The following is an 18,149-nucleotide window of genomic DNA, read 5'->3' on the forward strand; positions in this document are numbered from 1 at the left end:
GATTAACAAAATGTTGATGTGACTGTAGGAAATTGTAATCCAAGCCCCTATAATCAACGCCCTATTTTTCTGCTTCCTAACATCAGGAATAGAAACAATATAAAAAACTACAACAGGCACATATTCTTGGTTCTTCATATGCCACTCTTGAAATCCTAGTGGAAACATTGGGTTAAATAAGAGAAACAAAGCAGAGAATAAAGAGTAAAAGTCAAGTCAATCGCTAAGAGGTTATTTATGGCTGTTCAACGTACATTTTCTATCATCAAACCAAACGCAGTTAAGAAAAACGTCATCGGTGCAATTTACAACCGTTTTGAAAGCGCAGGCTTCAAAATCGTTGCGGCTAAAATGATGCACCTGACTCGTGAACAAGCTGAAGGCTTTTACGCTGAGCACAAAGGTCGTCCTTTCTTTGATGGTCTGGTTGAATTCATGACTTCTGGTCCAATCATGTTACAAGTGTTAGAAGGCGAAAACGCAATCCAACGTCACCGTGACCTGATGGGCGCAACTAACCCAGACAACGCATTAGCAGGTACTTTACGTGCTGATTACGCAGACAGCTTCACTGAAAACGCAACTCACGGTTCAGATTCAGAAGAGTCTGCTGCACGTGAAATCGCATATTTCTTCGCTGCTGACGAAATCTGCCCACGCTAAGGCGTTCTCAATAATGCATTAGCATTATTGTTATAATATTTGTACAATATGTCGCCCTGTTAATCATTGCGTTAACAGGGTGATTTATTTTTTAGTCGTCCAGACTAATCGCAATCCCAATTTACGTCGTGCTTTTCGCACTGCCGAAAGTGTAATAACGAGGCAAACTCAATGTCTGATATGACTACCAATGCACAATGTGCAACTCCTTCTGCTATATCTGCTATGCCAGAAAAAAATGGGCAGCTAGAAAAAAGCGGTCAAAAAATTAACCTGCTAGATTTAAACCGCAAGCAGATGCGCGAATTTTTTGCTGAGCTCGGCGAAAAACCGTTCCGTGCAGACCAAGTGATGAAGTGGATTTACCACTATTGCTACGATGATTTCGAGCAAATGACTGATATCAACAAGGTGCTACGCGCGAAATTAACAGAAGTCGCTGAGATCCGAGCACCTGAAGTTGCTGATGAACAACGTTCATCCGATGGCACGATTAAGTGGGCTATCAAAGTTGGCGATCAACTGGTTGAAACGGTGTATATCCCTGAAGCTGATCGCGCAACACTGTGTGTCTCTTCTCAAGTTGGCTGTGCACTGGAATGTAAATTCTGTTCTACCGCGCAGCAAGGTTTTAACCGTAACTTACGTGTTTCCGAAATCATCGGGCAAGTTTGGCGTGCGGCTAAAATCATCGGTTCGCTGAAATCTAGCGGTCGCCGTCCTATCACCAACGTGGTGATGATGGGGATGGGAGAGCCGTTATTGAACTTAAATAACGTGGTTCCTGCGATGGAGATCATGTTAGATGATTTTGGTTTCGGTCTGTCAAAACGCCGCGTGACCATTTCCACTTCAGGCGTTGTTCCTGCACTGGATAAGTTAGGCGATATGATTGATGTCGCACTGGCCATTTCTCTGCATGCGCCAACGGACGATGTGCGTGATGACATCGTACCAATCAATAAGAAATATAATATCGAAACATTCTTAGCTAGCGTAAATCGTTATTTAACGAAATCCAATGCGAATGCGGGACGTGTCACGGTTGAATATGTGATGCTTGATCATATTAACGATAGCGTTGAGCAAGCTCACCAACTTGCGGAATGTTTGAAAAACACACCAAGCAAAATTAACTTGATCCCATGGAACCCGTTCCCAGGAGCGCCATATGGTCGTAGCTCCAACAGCCGTATTGATCGTTTCTCTAAGGTATTGATGGAGTACGGTTTTACGACTATAGTTCGCAAGACTCGTGGTGATGATATTGATGCTGCATGTGGGCAACTGGCAGGGGATGTTATTGATAGAACGAAACGTACCTTGAAAAAACGCCTTGCTGGGGAACCTATCCAGGTAAAATCAGTCTGATATATAGATAATATCTAATCAGTGAGTTAGGTTATAATTCGGGGCGTTTTATGGTTAGGCAAAACGCCCTGGTTCGCCTACAATAGTTAAAGCGGCATATAATATCTATCGTTGTTAAAAACAATGTTATTGGAAACTATGTTGTTGAAAACTATAACGTGCTCAGACGGGTAAAGTGGCATGAAGTCTGCTTTATATTTATTAAACTTGGAAACAGTGTTGCCAGCTAATGACTATCGAAAATAATACCGAACAAACTTCTATCACTGTAGGACAATTATTATCTCGAGCGCGTGAGCGTATGGGACTAACGCAAGAAACGGTTGCGGAGCGACTGTGTCTTAAAGTGAGTACGGTAAAGGAAATAGAACAAGATATTCATCCTACAGGCGTAGAGCCGACATTTTTACGTGGTTATATTCGTCTGTATGCACGAATGGTCGGAATTACTGAAAACGATATTGCCCCATTCTTAAAAAGTGATGTTCCCGCACAGTCTCCCAATGTTTCCCCAATGCAAAGCTACTCATTAGGCAAAAAGCGTAAAAAACGCGAAGGTTGGCTAATGAAATTGACGTGGCTGATCGTCATTGTGCTTATCGCGATGGTGGGTATTTGGTGGTGGCAAGACCATAATGCTCAACAGAAAGACCTATTAACCATGGCGAACCAAAATGAAGCGTTGGTTCAACAAAGTAATAGCGAACCCGTAAATAATATTGCAGTTGATATGCCACTTGTCACTGACAATAGCGCTGCGCAAACCGATCCGCTGGTTGATCCTGCACCTGTATTGACCGACACTCAACCAGCAACGAATACCGACGCAGAAGGTGTGAGAACGATCCCGCTGCCAAATGCGCCGCAAACAACGCCTTCCGTAGACAGAGCCCAAGCAGATGCTTCTCAAACAACGGATATGCCAGCCGCAACAGGTAATGGTTTAACGTTAAGTTTCTCGGGTCAATGTTGGTTAGAAATTCGTGACGCAAACAATAAAGTTTTATTTAGCGGCATGAAAAATGGCGGCGATAAATTAGAGCTTGATGGTGCACAACCTTATCGTTTAAACATTGGTGCGCCAGCCAATGTGACTGTGCAATTCCAAGGTAAAGACGTTGATTTAAGCCGTTTCATCAAAGCAAAACGTTCTGCTAAATTTAAGTTGCCAGAAGCATAAAAAGATTACGAAATTAAAGAAGCAAACTATATCCTAAAACACTCTTTGTGATAGTTTATAGTTTGCTTTCTTGTGTATAGTGAGGCGCGTTAAAGCAATGACCATACACTATGCCATGATATTAAAGAGCGCCATGGTATTAAAATGAGCACATGGATGTTCGGAGAATTAAACAAAAATGCATAACGAATCACCAATCAAAAGACGCAAATCCACCCGTATTTATGTCGGTAATGTTCCTGTTGGCGACGGCGCCCCAATCGCTGTTCAATCAATGACCAATACCCGTACAACCGATGTCGAAGCAACTGTTCGCCAAATTAAAGCCCTTGAACGTGTTGGGGTGGATATTGTGCGCGTATCAGTACCTACGATGGATGCTGCAGAAGCCTTTAAATTAATCAAACAGCAAGTTGATGTCCCTCTGGTCGCTGATATTCACTTTGACTACCGTATTGCCCTAAAAGTGGCGGAATACGGTGTTGATTGCCTGCGTATCAACCCGGGAAATATTGGTAGCGAAGAGCGAATTCGCCAAGTAGTTGATTGCGCTCGTCATTACAATATCCCTATTCGTATTGGTGTGAACGGCGGCTCGCTGGAAAAAGATATTCAAGAAAAATACGGTGAACCGACACCTGAAGCATTGGTTGAATCAGCCATGCGCCATGTGGACATTTTGGATAGATTGAACTTTGATCAATTTAAAGTCAGTGTGAAAGCCTCTGATGTATTCCTTGCAGTGGGCTCTTATCGTCTGCTGGCTCAAAAAATTGACCAACCACTTCATCTAGGTATTACTGAAGCGGGCGGTGCGCGCTCAGGTTCCGTGAAATCAGCTATCGGTTTAGGTATGCTGCTCTCTGAAGGTATCGGGGATACATTGCGTATTTCGCTTGCCGCGGATCCAGTAGAAGAAGTGAAAGTGGGCTTCGATATTCTGAAATCACTGCGTATTCGTTCCCGCGGTATTAACTTTATTGCTTGCCCAACATGCTCACGCCAAGAATTTGACGTGATTGGCACGGTGAACGCGTTAGAGCAACGACTTGAAGACATTATCACGCCAATGGATGTGTCTATCATCGGTTGTGTTGTGAATGGTCCTGGTGAAGCTGAAGTGTCTACATTGGGTGTCGCGGGTGCGAAAACCAAGAGTGGATTCTACGAAGATGGTATTCGTCAAAAAGAGCGCTTTGATAATGACAATATCATTGATCAGCTAGAAGCTAAAATTCGAGCCAAAGCGGCAATGCTAGACGAAAGCATGCGAATAAATGTTAATCAGATAGATAAATAATATTTAGAAACTGGCTCATCATGAGTCAGTTTTTTATTTATCACCGTGATTAGCAGTGTTAATCGCGGTCATTTTTTCTTAAAATTACGCCATAGCGACCAAAATCAACAGATAATTCCCGATTCCACTGTGGATTTGTAGTTTGTTGATTGAACCTGATGACATTTCGCTCTTATAATCGACCTTATGTAATTCTGAAAATAGAGAAATAAAGTGGGAAAAAATATCCAAGCCATCCGAGGCATGAATGACTACTTGCCAGCAGATACTCGAGTGTGGCAAAAAATCGAAGCAACATTGAAAAATATTTTACAGGGTTATGGTTTTAGCGAAATTCGTACCCCGATTGTAGAGCAGACCCCGTTATTTAAACGGGCGATTGGTGAAGTGACTGACGTTGTTGAAAAAGAGATGTATACCTTCAACGACCGTAATGAAGAGAGCCTCACACTGCGCCCAGAAAATACCGCAGGTTGCGTCCGTGCCGGTATTGAGCATGGTTTGCTGTACAATCAGGAACAGCGCTTATGGTATTTAGGGCCAATGTTCCGTTATGAGCGCCCACAGAAAGGCCGTTATCGCCAATTCCATCAGCTAGGTGCTGAAGTTTTTGGTCTGGCTGGCCCTGACATTGATGCGGAAGTGATCTTAATGACCGCGCGCTGGTGGCGTGCGCTTGGGATCAGCGAGCATGTCACGCTGGAGCTCAACTCAATTGGTTCACTAGAAGCGCGTGCAAATTATCGTGATGCGCTGGTCGCTTTCCTTGAGCAGCACAAAGATAAGCTGGATGAAGATTGCAAACGTCGTATGTATAGCAATCCTCTGCGCGTACTGGATTCTAAAAACCAAGATGTTCAAGCATTATTAAATGATGCGCCAGCGCTGTTTGACTATCTGGATGCGGAATCTCGCGAACACTTTGATGGTCTGTGCACATTATTAGATAACGCGGGCATTAAGTACCGCGTTAACCAACGCTTAGTGCGTGGTTTAGACTATTATAACCGCACTGTATTTGAGTGGGTGACAACTGCGCTAGGTTCTCAAGGTACGGTCTGTGCGGGTGGTCGTTATGATGGTCTGGTAGAACAATTGGGTGGTCGTGCAACACCTGCAGTTGGCTTTGCAATGGGTATGGAGCGTATGGTTCTGCTGGTTCAAGAAGTGAACCCAGAGTTCACCGCAGATACCTCCGTTGCTGATGTGTATCTGGCTTCTTTTGGTGAAAACAGCCAACAAGCTGCATTGTTAGTTGCAGAAAAAGTGCGTGATGAACTGCCAACTCTGCGTTTAATGACTAACCACGGCGGCGGTAACTTTAAGAAACAGCTCGCGCGTGCCGATAAGCAAGGGGCAAAAATTGCTCTGATCTTAGGCGAGGACGAAATCAATAATAGCCAAGTGACGTTGAAAGATTTACGTACTGGTGAGCAAGAAACTATTTCACAGCAACTAATGGCATCGCGTATCGCCACGCTGTTAGGTTAAGGAGAGACAAGTGGAAGTCTATACAAACGAACAAGATCAAGTTGAAGCGATCAAACGTTTTTTCGCTAACAACGGCGTTGCTTTAGTGGTTGGACTGGTTATTGGTGTCGGTGGTGTGTTTGGTTGGAACTATTGGCAATCACACAAGTCGAATGTGTTGCAAGAAAGTGCAGCAAAATACGAAGCCGTCAATACTCAGTTACGCTCAGGTTCAGCGGAAGGTATTCAAGCTGCACAAAAATTTGCAGCAGAAACTAACGACGTTTACAGTTCAATGACTGGGCTGGAACTGGCGCAAGTTTTTGCTGATAAAGGCGATTTAGCAGGTGCTGAGAAAGCACTGACTGACGCATTAGCGAAAGCAAAAACCGTTGATTTGCAAGATGTGATTAACCTGCGTTTAGCGCGTATCCAACTTGCACTCGGTAATGCAGATGCGGCAATCGCCTCTGTTGCTAAGATCCAAGGTAAGTCATGGCAAGCTACGGCACAGGATGTCCGTGGGGATGCTTTACTCCATAAGGGTGATAAATCCGGCGCTAAAGCTGCATACACTCAGGGGTTAGAAAGTGAAGGTTCTCAATCACTCAGAGGTATTTTGACTCTGAAATTGAACAACGTATCTAATTCATAAGAAGAAAGGAAACGACACACTATGCAGTTGCGCAAAACTCTTTTGGTAGGCCTGGTAGCTTCAGCTTTACTTGCCGGTTGTTCCAGCGAAACTGATTCTATTGTGATGGCGCCATTACCACAGGTTGAGAATCAATTTACACCTTCTATTGTTTGGGATAAATCCGTCGGTAATGGTGTTGAGCAGTTCTATTCTGAACTTTCTCCTGTGTGGGATGGTTCAGCAATTTACGCTGCAGATCGTAAAGGCTTAGTTAAAGCGCTAGAACTTGATAGCGGTAAAGAACTGTGGTCTGTCGATTTATCAAAACGTACTGGTTTTCTTTCTGCCAATTTATCTGCGTTACTGTCTGGTGGCTTGACCATTTCTGATGACAAAATTTTCATCGGTACTGAGCGTGGTACAGTTATTGCGCTAAATAAAGAAAATGGTGAAGTATTGTGGGATGTGGAAGTGGCAGGCGAAGCCTTGTCCAAGCCTGTCGTGAGTGGCGACATGGTGGTTATCCACACGAGCAATGGTCAATTACAAGCACTAGATACAGCGACAGGCGCGATTAAGTGGACAGTGAATATGGATACGCCATCACTGTCATTACGCGGTGAGTCTGCGCCTGCGGTTGCATTCGGTGCGGCTATCGTTGGTGGTGATAACGGTCGAGTGAGTGCAGTCCTGCTGTCTCAAGGTCAATTGATTTGGCAACAACGTATCTCTTTAGTCACCAGCTCAACAGAAATTGGTCGTCTGAACGATGTAGATATGACGCCTGTGATTGATGATGGCAAAGTGTACGCGATTGCCTATAACGGCACATTAGCGGCGCTGGACATGCGTTCTGGCCAAATGTTATGGAAGCGTGATTTAGGCTCCATCAATGATATGGTGCTATCGGGCGATACCCTGTATTTAGTTGACCAAACTGACCGTGTGCTAGCTGTTCGTAAGAGCGACGGCGTGACATTATGGACTCAAGATCAGTTACTGAACCGTGGATTATCTGCACCAGAAGTCTATAACGGCTATATTGTTGTAGGTGACAAAGAAGGTTATCTGCACTGGTTAGATACCAGCACAGGTGGCTTTGTGGCTCAAAATAAATTGAACAGTTCAGGGATCCACAGTCGCCCAGTGATTGCGAGTGATAAACTGATGGTTCAGACAAGAAACGGAACAGTTTACCTGTTAACACGTTAATTTTCTGACAAGCAGACAATTTATCGATAAAATAAACGGTTCCTGAATACAGGGGCCGTTTCGTTTTTTTGTTTTCTGAGTTTAGCCTCAGAATTCTATTAGTTAATTAAAGTTGTGAGGCACTGAAGAATGATACCCGTCGTAGCGCTGGTTGGGCGTCCAAACGTAGGAAAATCCACGTTATTTAACCGATTAACCCGTACCCGTGACGCACTTGTAGCGGACTTTCCCGGTCTGACCCGTGATCGTAAATATGGTCGTGCAGAAGTTGAAGGGCACGAATTTATTATTATCGACACTGGTGGTATCGATGGTACAGAAGAGGGCGTAGAAACCCATATGGCGGCTCAGTCGCTTCAAGCGATTGAAGAAGCGGACGTTGTTCTCTTCATGGTAGATGCAAGAGCAGGTTTAATGCCCGCTGATGAAGGCATCGCTAAGCACTTACGTAGCCGCAAGAAAAAAACGTATTTAGTTGCCAACAAAACTGATGGTATTGATGCCAATATTGTTGTTGGTGATTTCTATTCACTGGGTCTTGGGGAAATTTACCCTATTGCTGCTTCTCATGGTCGCGGTGTCACTCAGTTAATTGAGCACTCTTTAAAACCTTTTATTGAGGTTGAAGACGAAGAAGTCGAGCTCACTGATGAAGAAGCTAACGCGGCCTACTGGGCTGAGATGGAAGCGGAAGGCGAGTTCTCAGAAGACGAAGAAGATGATTTCGACCCAAGCACGTTACCTATCAAACTGGCTATCGTAGGGCGCCCAAATGTGGGCAAATCCACCCTGACTAACCGTATTCTTGGTGAAGACCGCGTGGTCGTCTTTGATATGCCGGGCACCACCCGCGACAGTATTTATATCCCAATGGAGCGTGATGAGCGTGAATATATTCTCATTGATACTGCTGGGGTGCGTAAGCGCGGTAAAGTGACTGAAACTGTAGAAAAATTCTCAGTGATCAAGACACTACAAGCAATCGAAGATGCTAACGTCGTCTTACTGGTTATCGATGCTCGCGAAGGTATCTCTGACCAAGATTTATCGTTACTAGGATTCATTTTGAACGCAGGCCGTTCATTAGTTATTGCAGTGAATAAATGGGATGGCATGAAGCCGGAAGATCGCGAGCATGTCAAAGATATGCTGGAACTGCGTCTTGGCTTTGTGGATTTTGCCCGTATTCACTTTATCTCTGCACTGCATGGTAGCGGTGTAGGTAACTTGTTTGAATCTGTACAAGAAGCGTATGAGTCCGCGACTCGTCGTGTTGGTACAGCGCTGTTAACGCGCATTATGAAAATGGCGGAAGATGAACATCAGCCACCATTGATCCGCGGTCGCCGTGTGAAGATGAAATATGCACATGCGGGGGGGCATAACCCACCAATCGTTGTGATCCACGGTAACCAAGTTTCTGATTTACCAGATAGCTATAAACGTTATTTAATGAACTATTTCCGTCGTTCATTAAATGTGATGGGAACACCAATTCGTATTCTGTTTAAAGAGGGTGAAAACCCTTATGCGGATAAGAAAAATAAACTGACGCCAACCCAATTACGTAAACGTAAACGTCTGATGCAGCATTTGAAAAAACGTTAATCGCCAACTGTTAGCGCGATAAACAGACTAAAGCCGTAACCCGATTAGGTTGTTACGGCTTTTTACTATTATTTGTTAGCTCGCCACAGCCCTAAAATTTAAGTTGTTTTAATGACTGAGGAAAACCATGGAAATCAATTCAACCACACGCCTGAATAAATACATTAGCGAGAGCGGTATCTGCTCTAGACGTGAGGCTGATCGTTATATTGAGCAAGGCAATGTGTTCATTAACGGTAAACGCGCAGGCATTGGCGACCAAGTTTCTGCTGGAGACGTGGTGAAGGTCAATGGGCAGTTAATTGAGCCACGCAACGAAGAAGATTTAGTCTTGATAGCGTTGAACAAACCTGTTGGGATTGTCAGTACCACCGAAAGTGGCGAAAAAGATAATATTGTGGACTATGTGAATCACAGTACCCGTATTTTCCCAATCGGTCGTTTAGATAAAGATTCCCAAGGTTTGATCTTCCTGACGAACCACGGCGACTTAGTGAATAAAATCTTACGTGCAGGTAATGATCACGAAAAAGAGTATATCGTCACAGTCAATAAGCCAGTGACCGATGAATTCATTCGTGGCATGGGCGCGGGAGTGCCAATTCTCGGTACCATGACGAAGAAATGTAAAGTCAAAAAAGAGGCGCCGTTTGTTTTCCGTATCACATTGGTTCAAGGTTTAAACCGCCAAATTCGTCGTATGACTGAACATTTTGGTTACGAAGTCACGAAATTAGAACGCGTGCGGATCATGAATGTGAGGCTCACGGGCATTCCTGTGGGAGAGTGGCGCGACTTAACCGATGATGAGCTTATCGAGCTGTTTAATTTGATTGAAAAATCAGAGTCCGATGTTAAACCTAAAAAAGCGGCGAAACCTCAAGCACGTAGCGGTAGCGGGAAAACAACGGGAAAACAAGGCGCGGGTAGCCAAAAGCCGAAAGCAAATGCGGAACCGCCGAAAAAGAAATTTACCCAGCCAGGACGTAAAAAGAAAAAACGTTAATTGGGTAAATGACGAAATAAAAGATATTGAAGTGAGAAAAGGCTGAGGATGAGTTACCAAAAACTCGTGTGTACTTGGCCTTTTTTATTATGATTTTAGATCAACGATTTAGATAAAAGTCAGCCTCTCTGTGGGCCGACAATGGTGTGAAAATCACAAATTGCACTTCATTTTTATTGGACTTGTAACCCAACATCTAGCCAGCTTTGGCGTGTTGCCAATTCAATTTGATCACCAAACAGTTTTTTCGCTGAACGAATTGTTGCTTGTGCAAATTCAATAAATGTCGCAGTATTCGAGACGCTTGGATCCGATACCGCTGCAACCCAGATTTTCCCTGCTATTTCCCACGAATAACCACCTAATTTTGTTGCCAGTAAATAGAAGGCTTTGTTTGGAATACCTGAGTTAATATGCACACCGCCATTATCAACATAGCGAGGTAAATCGCGATATTGGTCCATATGTCCCACTTGTGGGTCATTATTTGATTTAGTGAAATAGTAAGCGGTACCAGGCTCTTTCATTGAGCGTAATGCCGGCCCCTTTCTCTTATCAATGAATAAATTCTCACCCAGCAACCAGTTAGATTGTGTCGCAGTTTGTTTTAGAACATATTGTTTCGCCATGATGCCTAAAACGTCAGCCACCGATTCATTTAACGCACCAGATTGATCGACATAGTCAAAATCAGCTTGTGAACTAATGTATCCATGAGCAAGTTCATGAGCGATTATGTCAATATCGTTGTAGAACGGGCCAAAAACAGTTCCATCACCATCCCCAAAGAAAATAGCTTGAGAATTCCAAAATGCATTGGAGTAGTTTTTGTCATAATGGATAACCGCATTGATATCAGCATCACAACCAAACATTTGGTCAATATTGAGTTTCTCCTTGAGGAATGAACGGATCAGTCCAATAGCTGCGAACACACGATGTGCCGGTACAGTCGGCGCCACCTTATCCTCTTCTCGCATAATAACGGCGAAATCATTATGTGCCATATGCTCATCAGCTGGCATTTCTTCGCGACGGCAAATAGGTAAGCTGGAGTGGTTGTGAGTGTAATTTTCTACACGTTGTTGAGCATCACGGATCACTCGGTTGTAGGTACCACCAGTGATATTACAAGCGTTAGCCAATAATTGACGTTGATAGCTCGCATCTTCTTCAGTGTAAGTGCGGCTCATAATATCATTGATATGAAATAGGGTTGATTTCAAATCATTGCATTGGCTTTCTTGATAGAAGTGAGAGATTAAGCTAGGTGATAATAGTGAACGACCAAGTATCTGATTCATTTATAACTCCATTTTGTTTGACGAAATGGAATCATAAACGGTTGTGATTTTATTGTAACTACATGATAATTAAGTAATTAAATCAATATCTGCTAATTTTTATTATGAAAATCAGCAGATAGAAATCTGATTAATTACAAAAGTTTGTATTATTTATTGTGTGTGAGCCAATCTTTACCGGTGATCAAAAAATCGGTATACAGCTTAGCTTCTGGGCTACCTGCTTCTGGGTGATAGTCATATTCCCAACGTACTAATGGTGGCATAGACATCAAGATGGACTCTGTGCGCCCACCACTTTGCAAGCCAAATAGTGTGCCTCTATCCCAGACAAGGTTAAATTCCACATAGCGTCCACGACGATAAAGCTGGAATTGGCGTTCTCGTTCACCCCATGGGATCTCTCGACGTTTTTCGACAATCGGTACATAGGCTTGTAAAAAGCCATTGCCGACATCCTGAGTGAATGCAAAGCAAGACTCAAAGTCCCATTGGTTGAGGTCATCGTAGAATAATCCGCCGATGCCACGGGGCTCATTGCGATGTTTTAAGAAGAAATAGTCATCACACCACTGCTTGAATTTAGGGTAAATCTCTGTTCCATAAGGGGTGCAAAGTTCATTGGCGACGGTATGCCAATGGACTGCATCCTCTTCAAATCCATAATAGGGGGTTAAATCGAAACCACCACCAAACCACCATACAGGATCGGCACCTTCTTTTTCAGCAATGAAAAAGCGCACATTGGCATGTGTAGTCGGTATATAAGGGTTGAGAGGGTGGATAACTAATGAAACGCCCATGGCTTGGTAGCTACGTCCTGCTAATTCCGGGCGATGTGCTGTCGCTGAAGCGGGCATTTTTTCACCCTTAATATGTGAAAAATTCACGCCAGCTTGTTCAAAAAGTGCACCTTGGGTTAAGACTCGGCTGCGTCCACCGCCACCTTCAGTGCGTTCCCAAGTTTGTTCGAGGAAGGTTTCTTTGCCATCTAATTCTGTGATTTTCTGGCAGATGGTATCTTGCAAGCTTTGCAAATAGGCTTTCACGCGTTCAATATCTGGGTAATTCATTGTTTTTTAATAAAACCGTCGGGAGAAATAAATTGGGTAAAGTATACCCCGTTGAGGTAAAAAAGGCATATTGATTATTGATTGTGTATCAAAAGCAGTGATAATGGCAGACAGTTTAGCTCAAACGGACAAGATGATGGAAATACGCATATTTCGCCAAAATGATTATGAAGAAGTGCTTACATTGTGGGAACGTTGCCAATTGAATGAAATTTCAGGTGATCCTGAATTAGATATTGAGCGTAAACTACAATGCGGCGCCGATCTTTTCCTTGTCGCCGAGGTATCGGGTGAAGTGGTCGGAACCATTATGGGGGGCTACGATGGAATTCGTGGTACCGCTGTGTATTTAGCCGTTCATCCTGAATTTCGTGGGCGCGGTATTGCTAATGCGTTAGTGAGTCGTTTAGAGAAAAAATTGATAGCCCGTGGTTGTGGCAGAATTGAATTGTTGGTCAGCGAAGAGTCTGACTCGGCAATCTGCATGTTTGAAAAAATGTTATATGAAGAAGAGCAAGCTGAGCGTTTGATCTATTCGAAAAGATTGACTCACGAAGTGGATTTCTAAACTGCCAGTGATTATTTTCTTGAAGGTTTAGCAAATAGCGTGAATCTTTTATGAAATGAACGGTCTCAGTATGCATTATATGACCCGCTAAAGAGGATGATATGTCCCAAAACGCATTCGTAACCTTATTTAAAGTTTCTCTACTCGGTGGCGCGGTGATGCTATCGGGTTGTGCTGGTAAAAGCCTATTCTCACCATCCACATGGTTTCATAGCCCTCTGATGATTTCAGAAGCCGGCGTGGGGGCAATCACAAGTTTGACCCCAATGGATCGTGATGTGATTAACAATCAACTGGATGACCGCTATGCAGTACGTGGTGGTATGCAGCTTGAAAATGGTGAAATGGTTTCTGTGTTTCAAGCTATGAAAGATTTAGACGTTGAAGTCGAAGTCTTTGGCCCTGAAAAAGGCACGGTATCTCGTATTGTCGTGAATGATCCTGATATGCTCACTGAATGGGATACCCAAATTGGTACTGAGTTTAGTGACATTTACCAGAAGGCTTACGGCTCATGCTCCTTAGGGGAAGCGGTTGATAATGTGCCGACGGTACTGTGTGTTGCACCGCAAAGTAGCAAAGTGGTTTATAAATTTAGCGGGAAATGGCAAGGTCCAGAGAATTTAATGCCTGCGGATGAAGTATTGAAAACATGGAAAGTGTCGCAAATTATTTGGCATAAATAAGTTACTTAGCTAAGATTTTGGACGAAAGGCCGTAAGTTATTCGATTTAATAGGCAATAGCTTACGGTTCTAATCTACTGATAATATTCCTATTTATCCTTTTCTCTCGTCAGACCCTTCTGATATTTTCTAGACTGACCAACTCTTGCGTTAAAACAAGGTGAAAATCATTATTAATGCGATAAACTAATTTAAAGTATAGGTTTGTGTAATTTATTCATTCTAAGGGGTTTATGCATGTCTCATTCCCAAAGTGGTATTTTGAAGGAACATAGTCGTTTTGGTATTTTTATTGAAGCCATGGTGACCGGATCGCTCGAAGAGGTGAAATCAGGGTGCAAGATTTTTGTTGATGAATTAACCAAACTACAAGCAAAATTCCCTGATGATCGTCTTGGTGCCGTGATTGCATTTGGTTCAGATGTTTGGAAGCAGCTCGGACACTCCGCCGTTTCACCAGAATTAAAGCCATTTCGTACGCTCGGCAAAGGGCTAGCGCCGGCAACTCAGCGCGATATGTTTATTCATATTCAGTCATTACGTCATGACATTAACTTTTCTCTGGCGCAAGCCGCGCTAAAAGCATTTGGTTCATCCATTGAAGTGGTTGAAGAAATTCATGGTTTCCGTTGGGTTGAAGATAGAGATTTAAGCGGTTTCATTGATGGTACAGAAAACCCTCAAGGCGAAGAAATTGCTGAAGTGACGTTGATTAATCAAGGCGATGACATTGGTGGCAGCTATGTCATGGTACAGCGCTATGAGCATGACCTAAAAAAATGGTCTCGTTTCTCTGAACATGAACAAGAGAAAATGATTGGTCGTACTAAACACGATAGCGTTGAATTAGACGAAGATGCACGTAATAAAACTTCTCACGTTTCTCGCGTAGTGATTGAAGAAGAGGGGGAAGAACTCTCTGTTATGCGCCATAGCTTGCCATACGGCACGGCAAGCGGTAAACACGGTTTATTCTTTATTGCCTACTGTGCAACGATCCATAATATTGAACAGCAATTACTGAGCATGTTTGGTGAAACTGACGGTAAATACGATGATCTGCTGCGCATGACTAAAGCCGTTTCTGGCAGTTATTACTATGCGCCATCCATTGAAAGATTATTATCCCTATAATCTTATCGCAATAATTCAAGCTGTCGCGGATAGCGGCAGCTTGAATGAACCTTGTTCATCACATTAACCTCTTCAATTCCCTCTGAATTTTATGGCTTATTGCTATAACCTCTTTGTTATTCCAACTTGATATATCAAAAGATGATTGATAGCTACAAAGTTATAACCAAAACATATACATTGTTTTTTAGATTATGTTTGGGTTTAGTCACAAGTAGGGATCATATGAAAAAATCAATTTTAAAAAATACAGGCTTAGCGAGTTTGGCGATGTTCTCGTTAATGAGTAGCGCATCCCTGACGGCGGCTGAATTACTGAATAGTTCCTATGATATTTCAAGAGAGCTATTTGCGGCATTAAACCCTGAATTTGAAAAACAGTGGGCGCAGGAAAATCCTAATGATCCACTGACCATCAAGCAATCTCACGCGGGATCATCAAAGCAAGCGCTGGCCATTTTGCAAGGATTAAAAGCGGATGTGGTGACGTTTAACCAAGTGACCGATGTGCAAATTCTTCATGATAAAGGGCAACTAATCCCGGCGGATTGGCAAGCGCGTTTGCCGAATAACAGCTCACCTTATTATTCGACAATGGCGTTTTTAGTTCGTAAGGGTAATCCGAAAGGCATTAAAACGTGGGATGACCTCGCTCGTAGTGATGTGAAACTGGTATTCCCAAACCCCAAAACGTCGGGAAATGGTCGCTATACCTATCTAGCAGCATGGGGAGCGTTTAACCAAGAAAATGGGAAAGATAGTCCCAAAACACGCGAGAAAATGCAGCAATTCCTGAAAAACGTTGAAGTGTTTGATACGGGCGGCCGTGGTGCAACAACCTCATTTATCGAGCGAGGGTTAGGGGATGTTTTAATTAGCTTTGAGTCTGAAGTGAATAACATCCGTAGCCAATACGGCGAATCAGACTACGAAGTGATCGTGCCTCCAATCGATATTTTGGCAGAATTCCCAGTCGCGTGGATTGACAAAAATGTGCAAAAAAATGGCACAGAAAAAGCGGCAAAAGCCTACTTGAATTACCTCTATACCCCAGAGGCGCAAAATATTATTACTCGCTTTAATTACCGTGTGAATGACAAGCAGGTAATGGAAGCGAATAAAAGCAAATTCCCGTCAACTCAGCTATTTACAGTGGAATCACAATTTGGCAATTGGAACAATGTGATGAATAACCACTTTTCGACGGGAGGGGAATTTGATCAACTTATGGAACAAGGTCGTCGTTAATGCGTAAATCAGGAAAGCGGTTTTTACCCGGTTTCGGACTGACGTTAGGCAGCAGCTTGTTTTTCGTCTGTTTGATTTTGTTATTGCCTTTAAGCGCTCTTGTGGTGCAGCTTTCCGATATGACATGGCAGCAGTATTGGGCTGTGATCAGTTACCCTCAAGTGGTTGCTGCTTATAAAGTAACCTTATTGGCGGCTCTGGTCGCAAGTCTGTTTAATGCGGTTTTTGGCATGTTGCTGGCATGGATTTTAACGCGCTATCGCTTTCCTGGACGTTTGTTCTTAGATGGGTTGGTGGATTTACCTTTTGCACTTCCTACCGCGGTAGCGGGACTGACACTCGCGACTTTATTTGCCACATCAGGCTGGTATGGGCAGTATCTGCATCAGTTCGATATCAAAGTGGTGAATACATGGTTAGGTATCGCCGTCGCGATGGCCTTTACCAGCATTCCGTTTGTGGTCAGAACGGTTCAGCCTGTACTGGAGGAGTTAGGGCCTGAATACGAAGAAGCGGCACAAACACTAGGCGCAACACGCTGGCAAACGTTCCGCCGCGTTGTGTTACCTGAAGTTTCTCCTGCGCTGATTGCAGGAACCGTTTTATCTTTTACACGCAGTCTTGGTGAATTTGGGGCGATTATTTTTATCGCCGGAAACATTGCGTGGCAAACAGAGGTGGTCTCCTTAATGATTTTCAGCCAATTGCAGCAGTTTGATTATCCTGCCGCCAGTGCGATTGCATCGGTAATTTTAGCGGTATCATTGCTTCTTTTATTCACAATGAATGTATTCCAAAGCCGCTTTGGTAAACGCTTAGGGGGGCATTAATGGGACAAGTCACGCCATTTCCAGTCACTCAACGCAGAAATATCAATTGGGGAAAATGGGCTCTTATTGGAATTGGGCTATTTTTCTCGGTATTGCTGCTGGTAGTGCCAATTATCTGGATTTTTATCACCGCATTTGAAAAGGGGTTGGGTGAAGTCCTCGTCAACTTAAGCAATCCAGATATGCTCCATGCTATCGGGTTAACGATTCTTATCGCGCTGATCACAGTACCTGTTAACTTGGTTTTTGGCGTGATGCTGGCATGGCTGGTGACGCGTTTTCAGTTTCCGGGGCGCCAACTGTTATTGACCTTAGTTGATATTCCTTTTGCGGTTTCGCCTGTCGTGGCGGGGTTACTCTATTTACTCTTTTACGGTTCGAACAGTTGGTTTGGTGGCTGGTTAGAAGGCTTTGATATTCAGGTGATGTTTTCATGGCCGGGAATGGCGTTAGTGACTATTTTCGTGACATGCCCATTTGTCGTTAGAGAGTTAGTGCCATTGATGTTAAGTCAGGGAAGCCAAGAGGACGAAGCTGCAACATTATTGGGTGCATCGGGTTGGAAAATGTTCTGGCGAGTGACACTGCCTAACATTCGCTGGGCGCTGCTTTATGGCGTGGTATTAACCAATGCGCGTGCAATTGGCGAGTTTGGCGCGGTGTCTGTGGTATCTGGCGCTATTCGTGGTGAAACTTACACATTGCCTCTGCAAGTTGAGTTGCTTCATCAAGACTACAATACGGTAGGCGCGTTCACGGCTGCGGCTATCTTAGCGTTATTAGCGATTATTACCTTGATTGTGAAAAGTGCTTTGCAATGGCATTTAAGCCGACAGCAAACTGAGTCAGGAGTCCATTAA

Annotated in this window: 16 protein-coding genes and 1 pseudogene; 15 read left to right on the forward strand and 2 right to left on the reverse strand. The window is 43.6% G+C overall.

Annotated features, from left to right (window positions below; genetic code table 11):
• Window positions 1–237: 237 nt before the first annotated feature.
• From ndk to rluF, 9 genes and pseudogenes are all read left to right on the forward strand, one after another.
• A complete protein-coding gene (gene ndk, locus GKR74_RS04375; RefSeq protein ID WP_006658631.1) occupies window positions 238–663 on the forward strand; it encodes a nucleoside-diphosphate kinase in 426 nt (141 codons plus the stop codon).
• Between the two features lie 225 nt (window positions 664–888).
• Window positions 889–2,052 (forward strand): annotated as a pseudogene (locus tag GKR74_RS04380) (bifunctional tRNA (adenosine(37)-C2)-methyltransferase TrmG/ribosomal RNA large subunit methyltransferase RlmN).
• A 211-nt stretch (window positions 2,053–2,263) separates the two neighbouring features.
• Entirely contained in the window at window positions 2,264–3,214 is a 951-nt protein-coding gene (gene rodZ, locus GKR74_RS04385) for a cytoskeleton protein RodZ (RefSeq protein ID WP_154602678.1), read from the forward strand.
• Window positions 3,215–3,392: 178 nt separating this feature from the next.
• Window positions 3,393–4,514, forward strand: a complete 1,122-nt coding sequence (gene ispG / locus GKR74_RS04390) for a flavodoxin-dependent (E)-4-hydroxy-3-methylbut-2-enyl-diphosphate synthase (RefSeq protein WP_036949502.1) — start codon at window positions 3,393–3,395, stop codon at window positions 4,512–4,514.
• A 213-nt stretch (window positions 4,515–4,727) separates the two neighbouring features.
• Window positions 4,728–6,005, forward strand: a complete 1,278-nt coding sequence (gene hisS / locus GKR74_RS04395) for a histidine--tRNA ligase (RefSeq protein WP_181477333.1) — start codon at window positions 4,728–4,730, stop codon at window positions 6,003–6,005.
• 10 nt (window positions 6,006–6,015) lie between these two features.
• Window positions 6,016–6,639 (forward strand): YfgM family protein, encoded by a 624-nt coding sequence (locus tag GKR74_RS04400; protein WP_181477332.1) that lies wholly within the window; start codon window positions 6,016–6,018, stop codon window positions 6,637–6,639.
• A gap of 21 nt (window positions 6,640–6,660) precedes the next feature.
• Entirely contained in the window at window positions 6,661–7,833 is a 1,173-nt protein-coding gene (gene bamB / locus GKR74_RS04405; protein ID WP_154602679.1) for an outer membrane protein assembly factor BamB, read from the forward strand.
• A 129-nt stretch (window positions 7,834–7,962) separates the two neighbouring features.
• Window positions 7,963–9,441, forward strand: coding sequence for a ribosome biogenesis GTPase Der (gene der / locus GKR74_RS04410; RefSeq protein WP_154602680.1), 1,479 nt, complete (start codon window positions 7,963–7,965; stop codon window positions 9,439–9,441).
• 127 nt (window positions 9,442–9,568) lie between these two features.
• Entirely contained in the window at window positions 9,569–10,447 is an 879-nt protein-coding gene (gene rluF, locus GKR74_RS04415; RefSeq protein ID WP_154602681.1) for a 23S rRNA pseudouridine(2604) synthase RluF, read from the forward strand.
• Window positions 10,448–10,620: 173 nt separating this feature from the next.
• Here the strand turns inward: rluF and GKR74_RS04420 are convergent, their stop codons facing one another.
• Window positions 10,621–11,751 carry a M4 family metallopeptidase gene (locus tag GKR74_RS04420; protein WP_154602682.1) on the reverse strand — a complete coding sequence of 377 codons (1,131 nt, stop codon included), beginning with the start codon at window positions 11,749–11,751 and terminating at the stop codon, window positions 10,621–10,623.
• Between the two features lie 149 nt (window positions 11,752–11,900).
• Window positions 11,901–12,824: an oxygen-dependent coproporphyrinogen oxidase gene (gene hemF, locus GKR74_RS04425; RefSeq protein WP_154602683.1), complete on the reverse strand. Its 924-nt coding sequence runs from the start codon at window positions 12,822–12,824 to the stop codon at window positions 11,901–11,903.
• Window positions 12,825–12,960: 136 nt separating this feature from the next.
• On the opposite strand from hemF, the gene GKR74_RS04430 reads away from it, so the two are divergent.
• From GKR74_RS04430 to cysW, 6 genes are all read left to right on the forward strand, one after another.
• The gene (locus GKR74_RS04430) at window positions 12,961–13,392 is read left to right on the forward strand and encodes a GNAT family acetyltransferase (protein WP_154602716.1); all 432 of its coding nucleotides are present in this window, start codon (window positions 12,961–12,963) and stop codon (window positions 13,390–13,392) included.
• Window positions 13,393–13,493: 101 nt separating this feature from the next.
• Window positions 13,494–14,078: an RpoE-regulated lipoprotein gene (locus GKR74_RS04435; RefSeq protein WP_154602684.1), complete on the forward strand. Its 585-nt coding sequence runs from the start codon at window positions 13,494–13,496 to the stop codon at window positions 14,076–14,078.
• Between the two features lie 236 nt (window positions 14,079–14,314).
• Window positions 14,315–15,211, forward strand: coding sequence for a Dyp-type peroxidase (locus GKR74_RS04440; protein ID WP_036949519.1), 897 nt, complete (start codon window positions 14,315–14,317; stop codon window positions 15,209–15,211).
• 225 nt (window positions 15,212–15,436) lie between these two features.
• On the forward strand, window positions 15,437–16,459 hold the full coding sequence (locus tag GKR74_RS04445) for a sulfate ABC transporter substrate-binding protein (protein ID WP_154602685.1): 1,023 nt from the start codon (window positions 15,437–15,439) through the stop codon (window positions 16,457–16,459).
• The gene (gene cysT, locus GKR74_RS04450; RefSeq protein ID WP_154602686.1) at window positions 16,459–17,289 is read left to right on the forward strand and encodes a sulfate/thiosulfate ABC transporter permease CysT; all 831 of its coding nucleotides are present in this window, start codon (window positions 16,459–16,461) and stop codon (window positions 17,287–17,289) included. Before GKR74_RS04445 ends, cysT begins: the two co-directional genes overlap by 1 nt.
• Window positions 17,289–18,149: a sulfate/thiosulfate ABC transporter permease CysW gene (gene cysW, locus GKR74_RS04455; RefSeq protein ID WP_036949527.1), complete on the forward strand. Its 861-nt coding sequence runs from the start codon at window positions 17,289–17,291 to the stop codon at window positions 18,147–18,149. Before cysT ends, cysW begins: the two co-directional genes overlap by 1 nt.

The sequence above is a fragment of the Providencia sp. wls1914 genome, from assembly GCF_009706645.1.
In the GTDB taxonomy this organism is placed as follows: domain Bacteria; phylum Pseudomonadota; class Gammaproteobacteria; order Enterobacterales; family Enterobacteriaceae; genus Providencia; species Providencia zhijiangensis.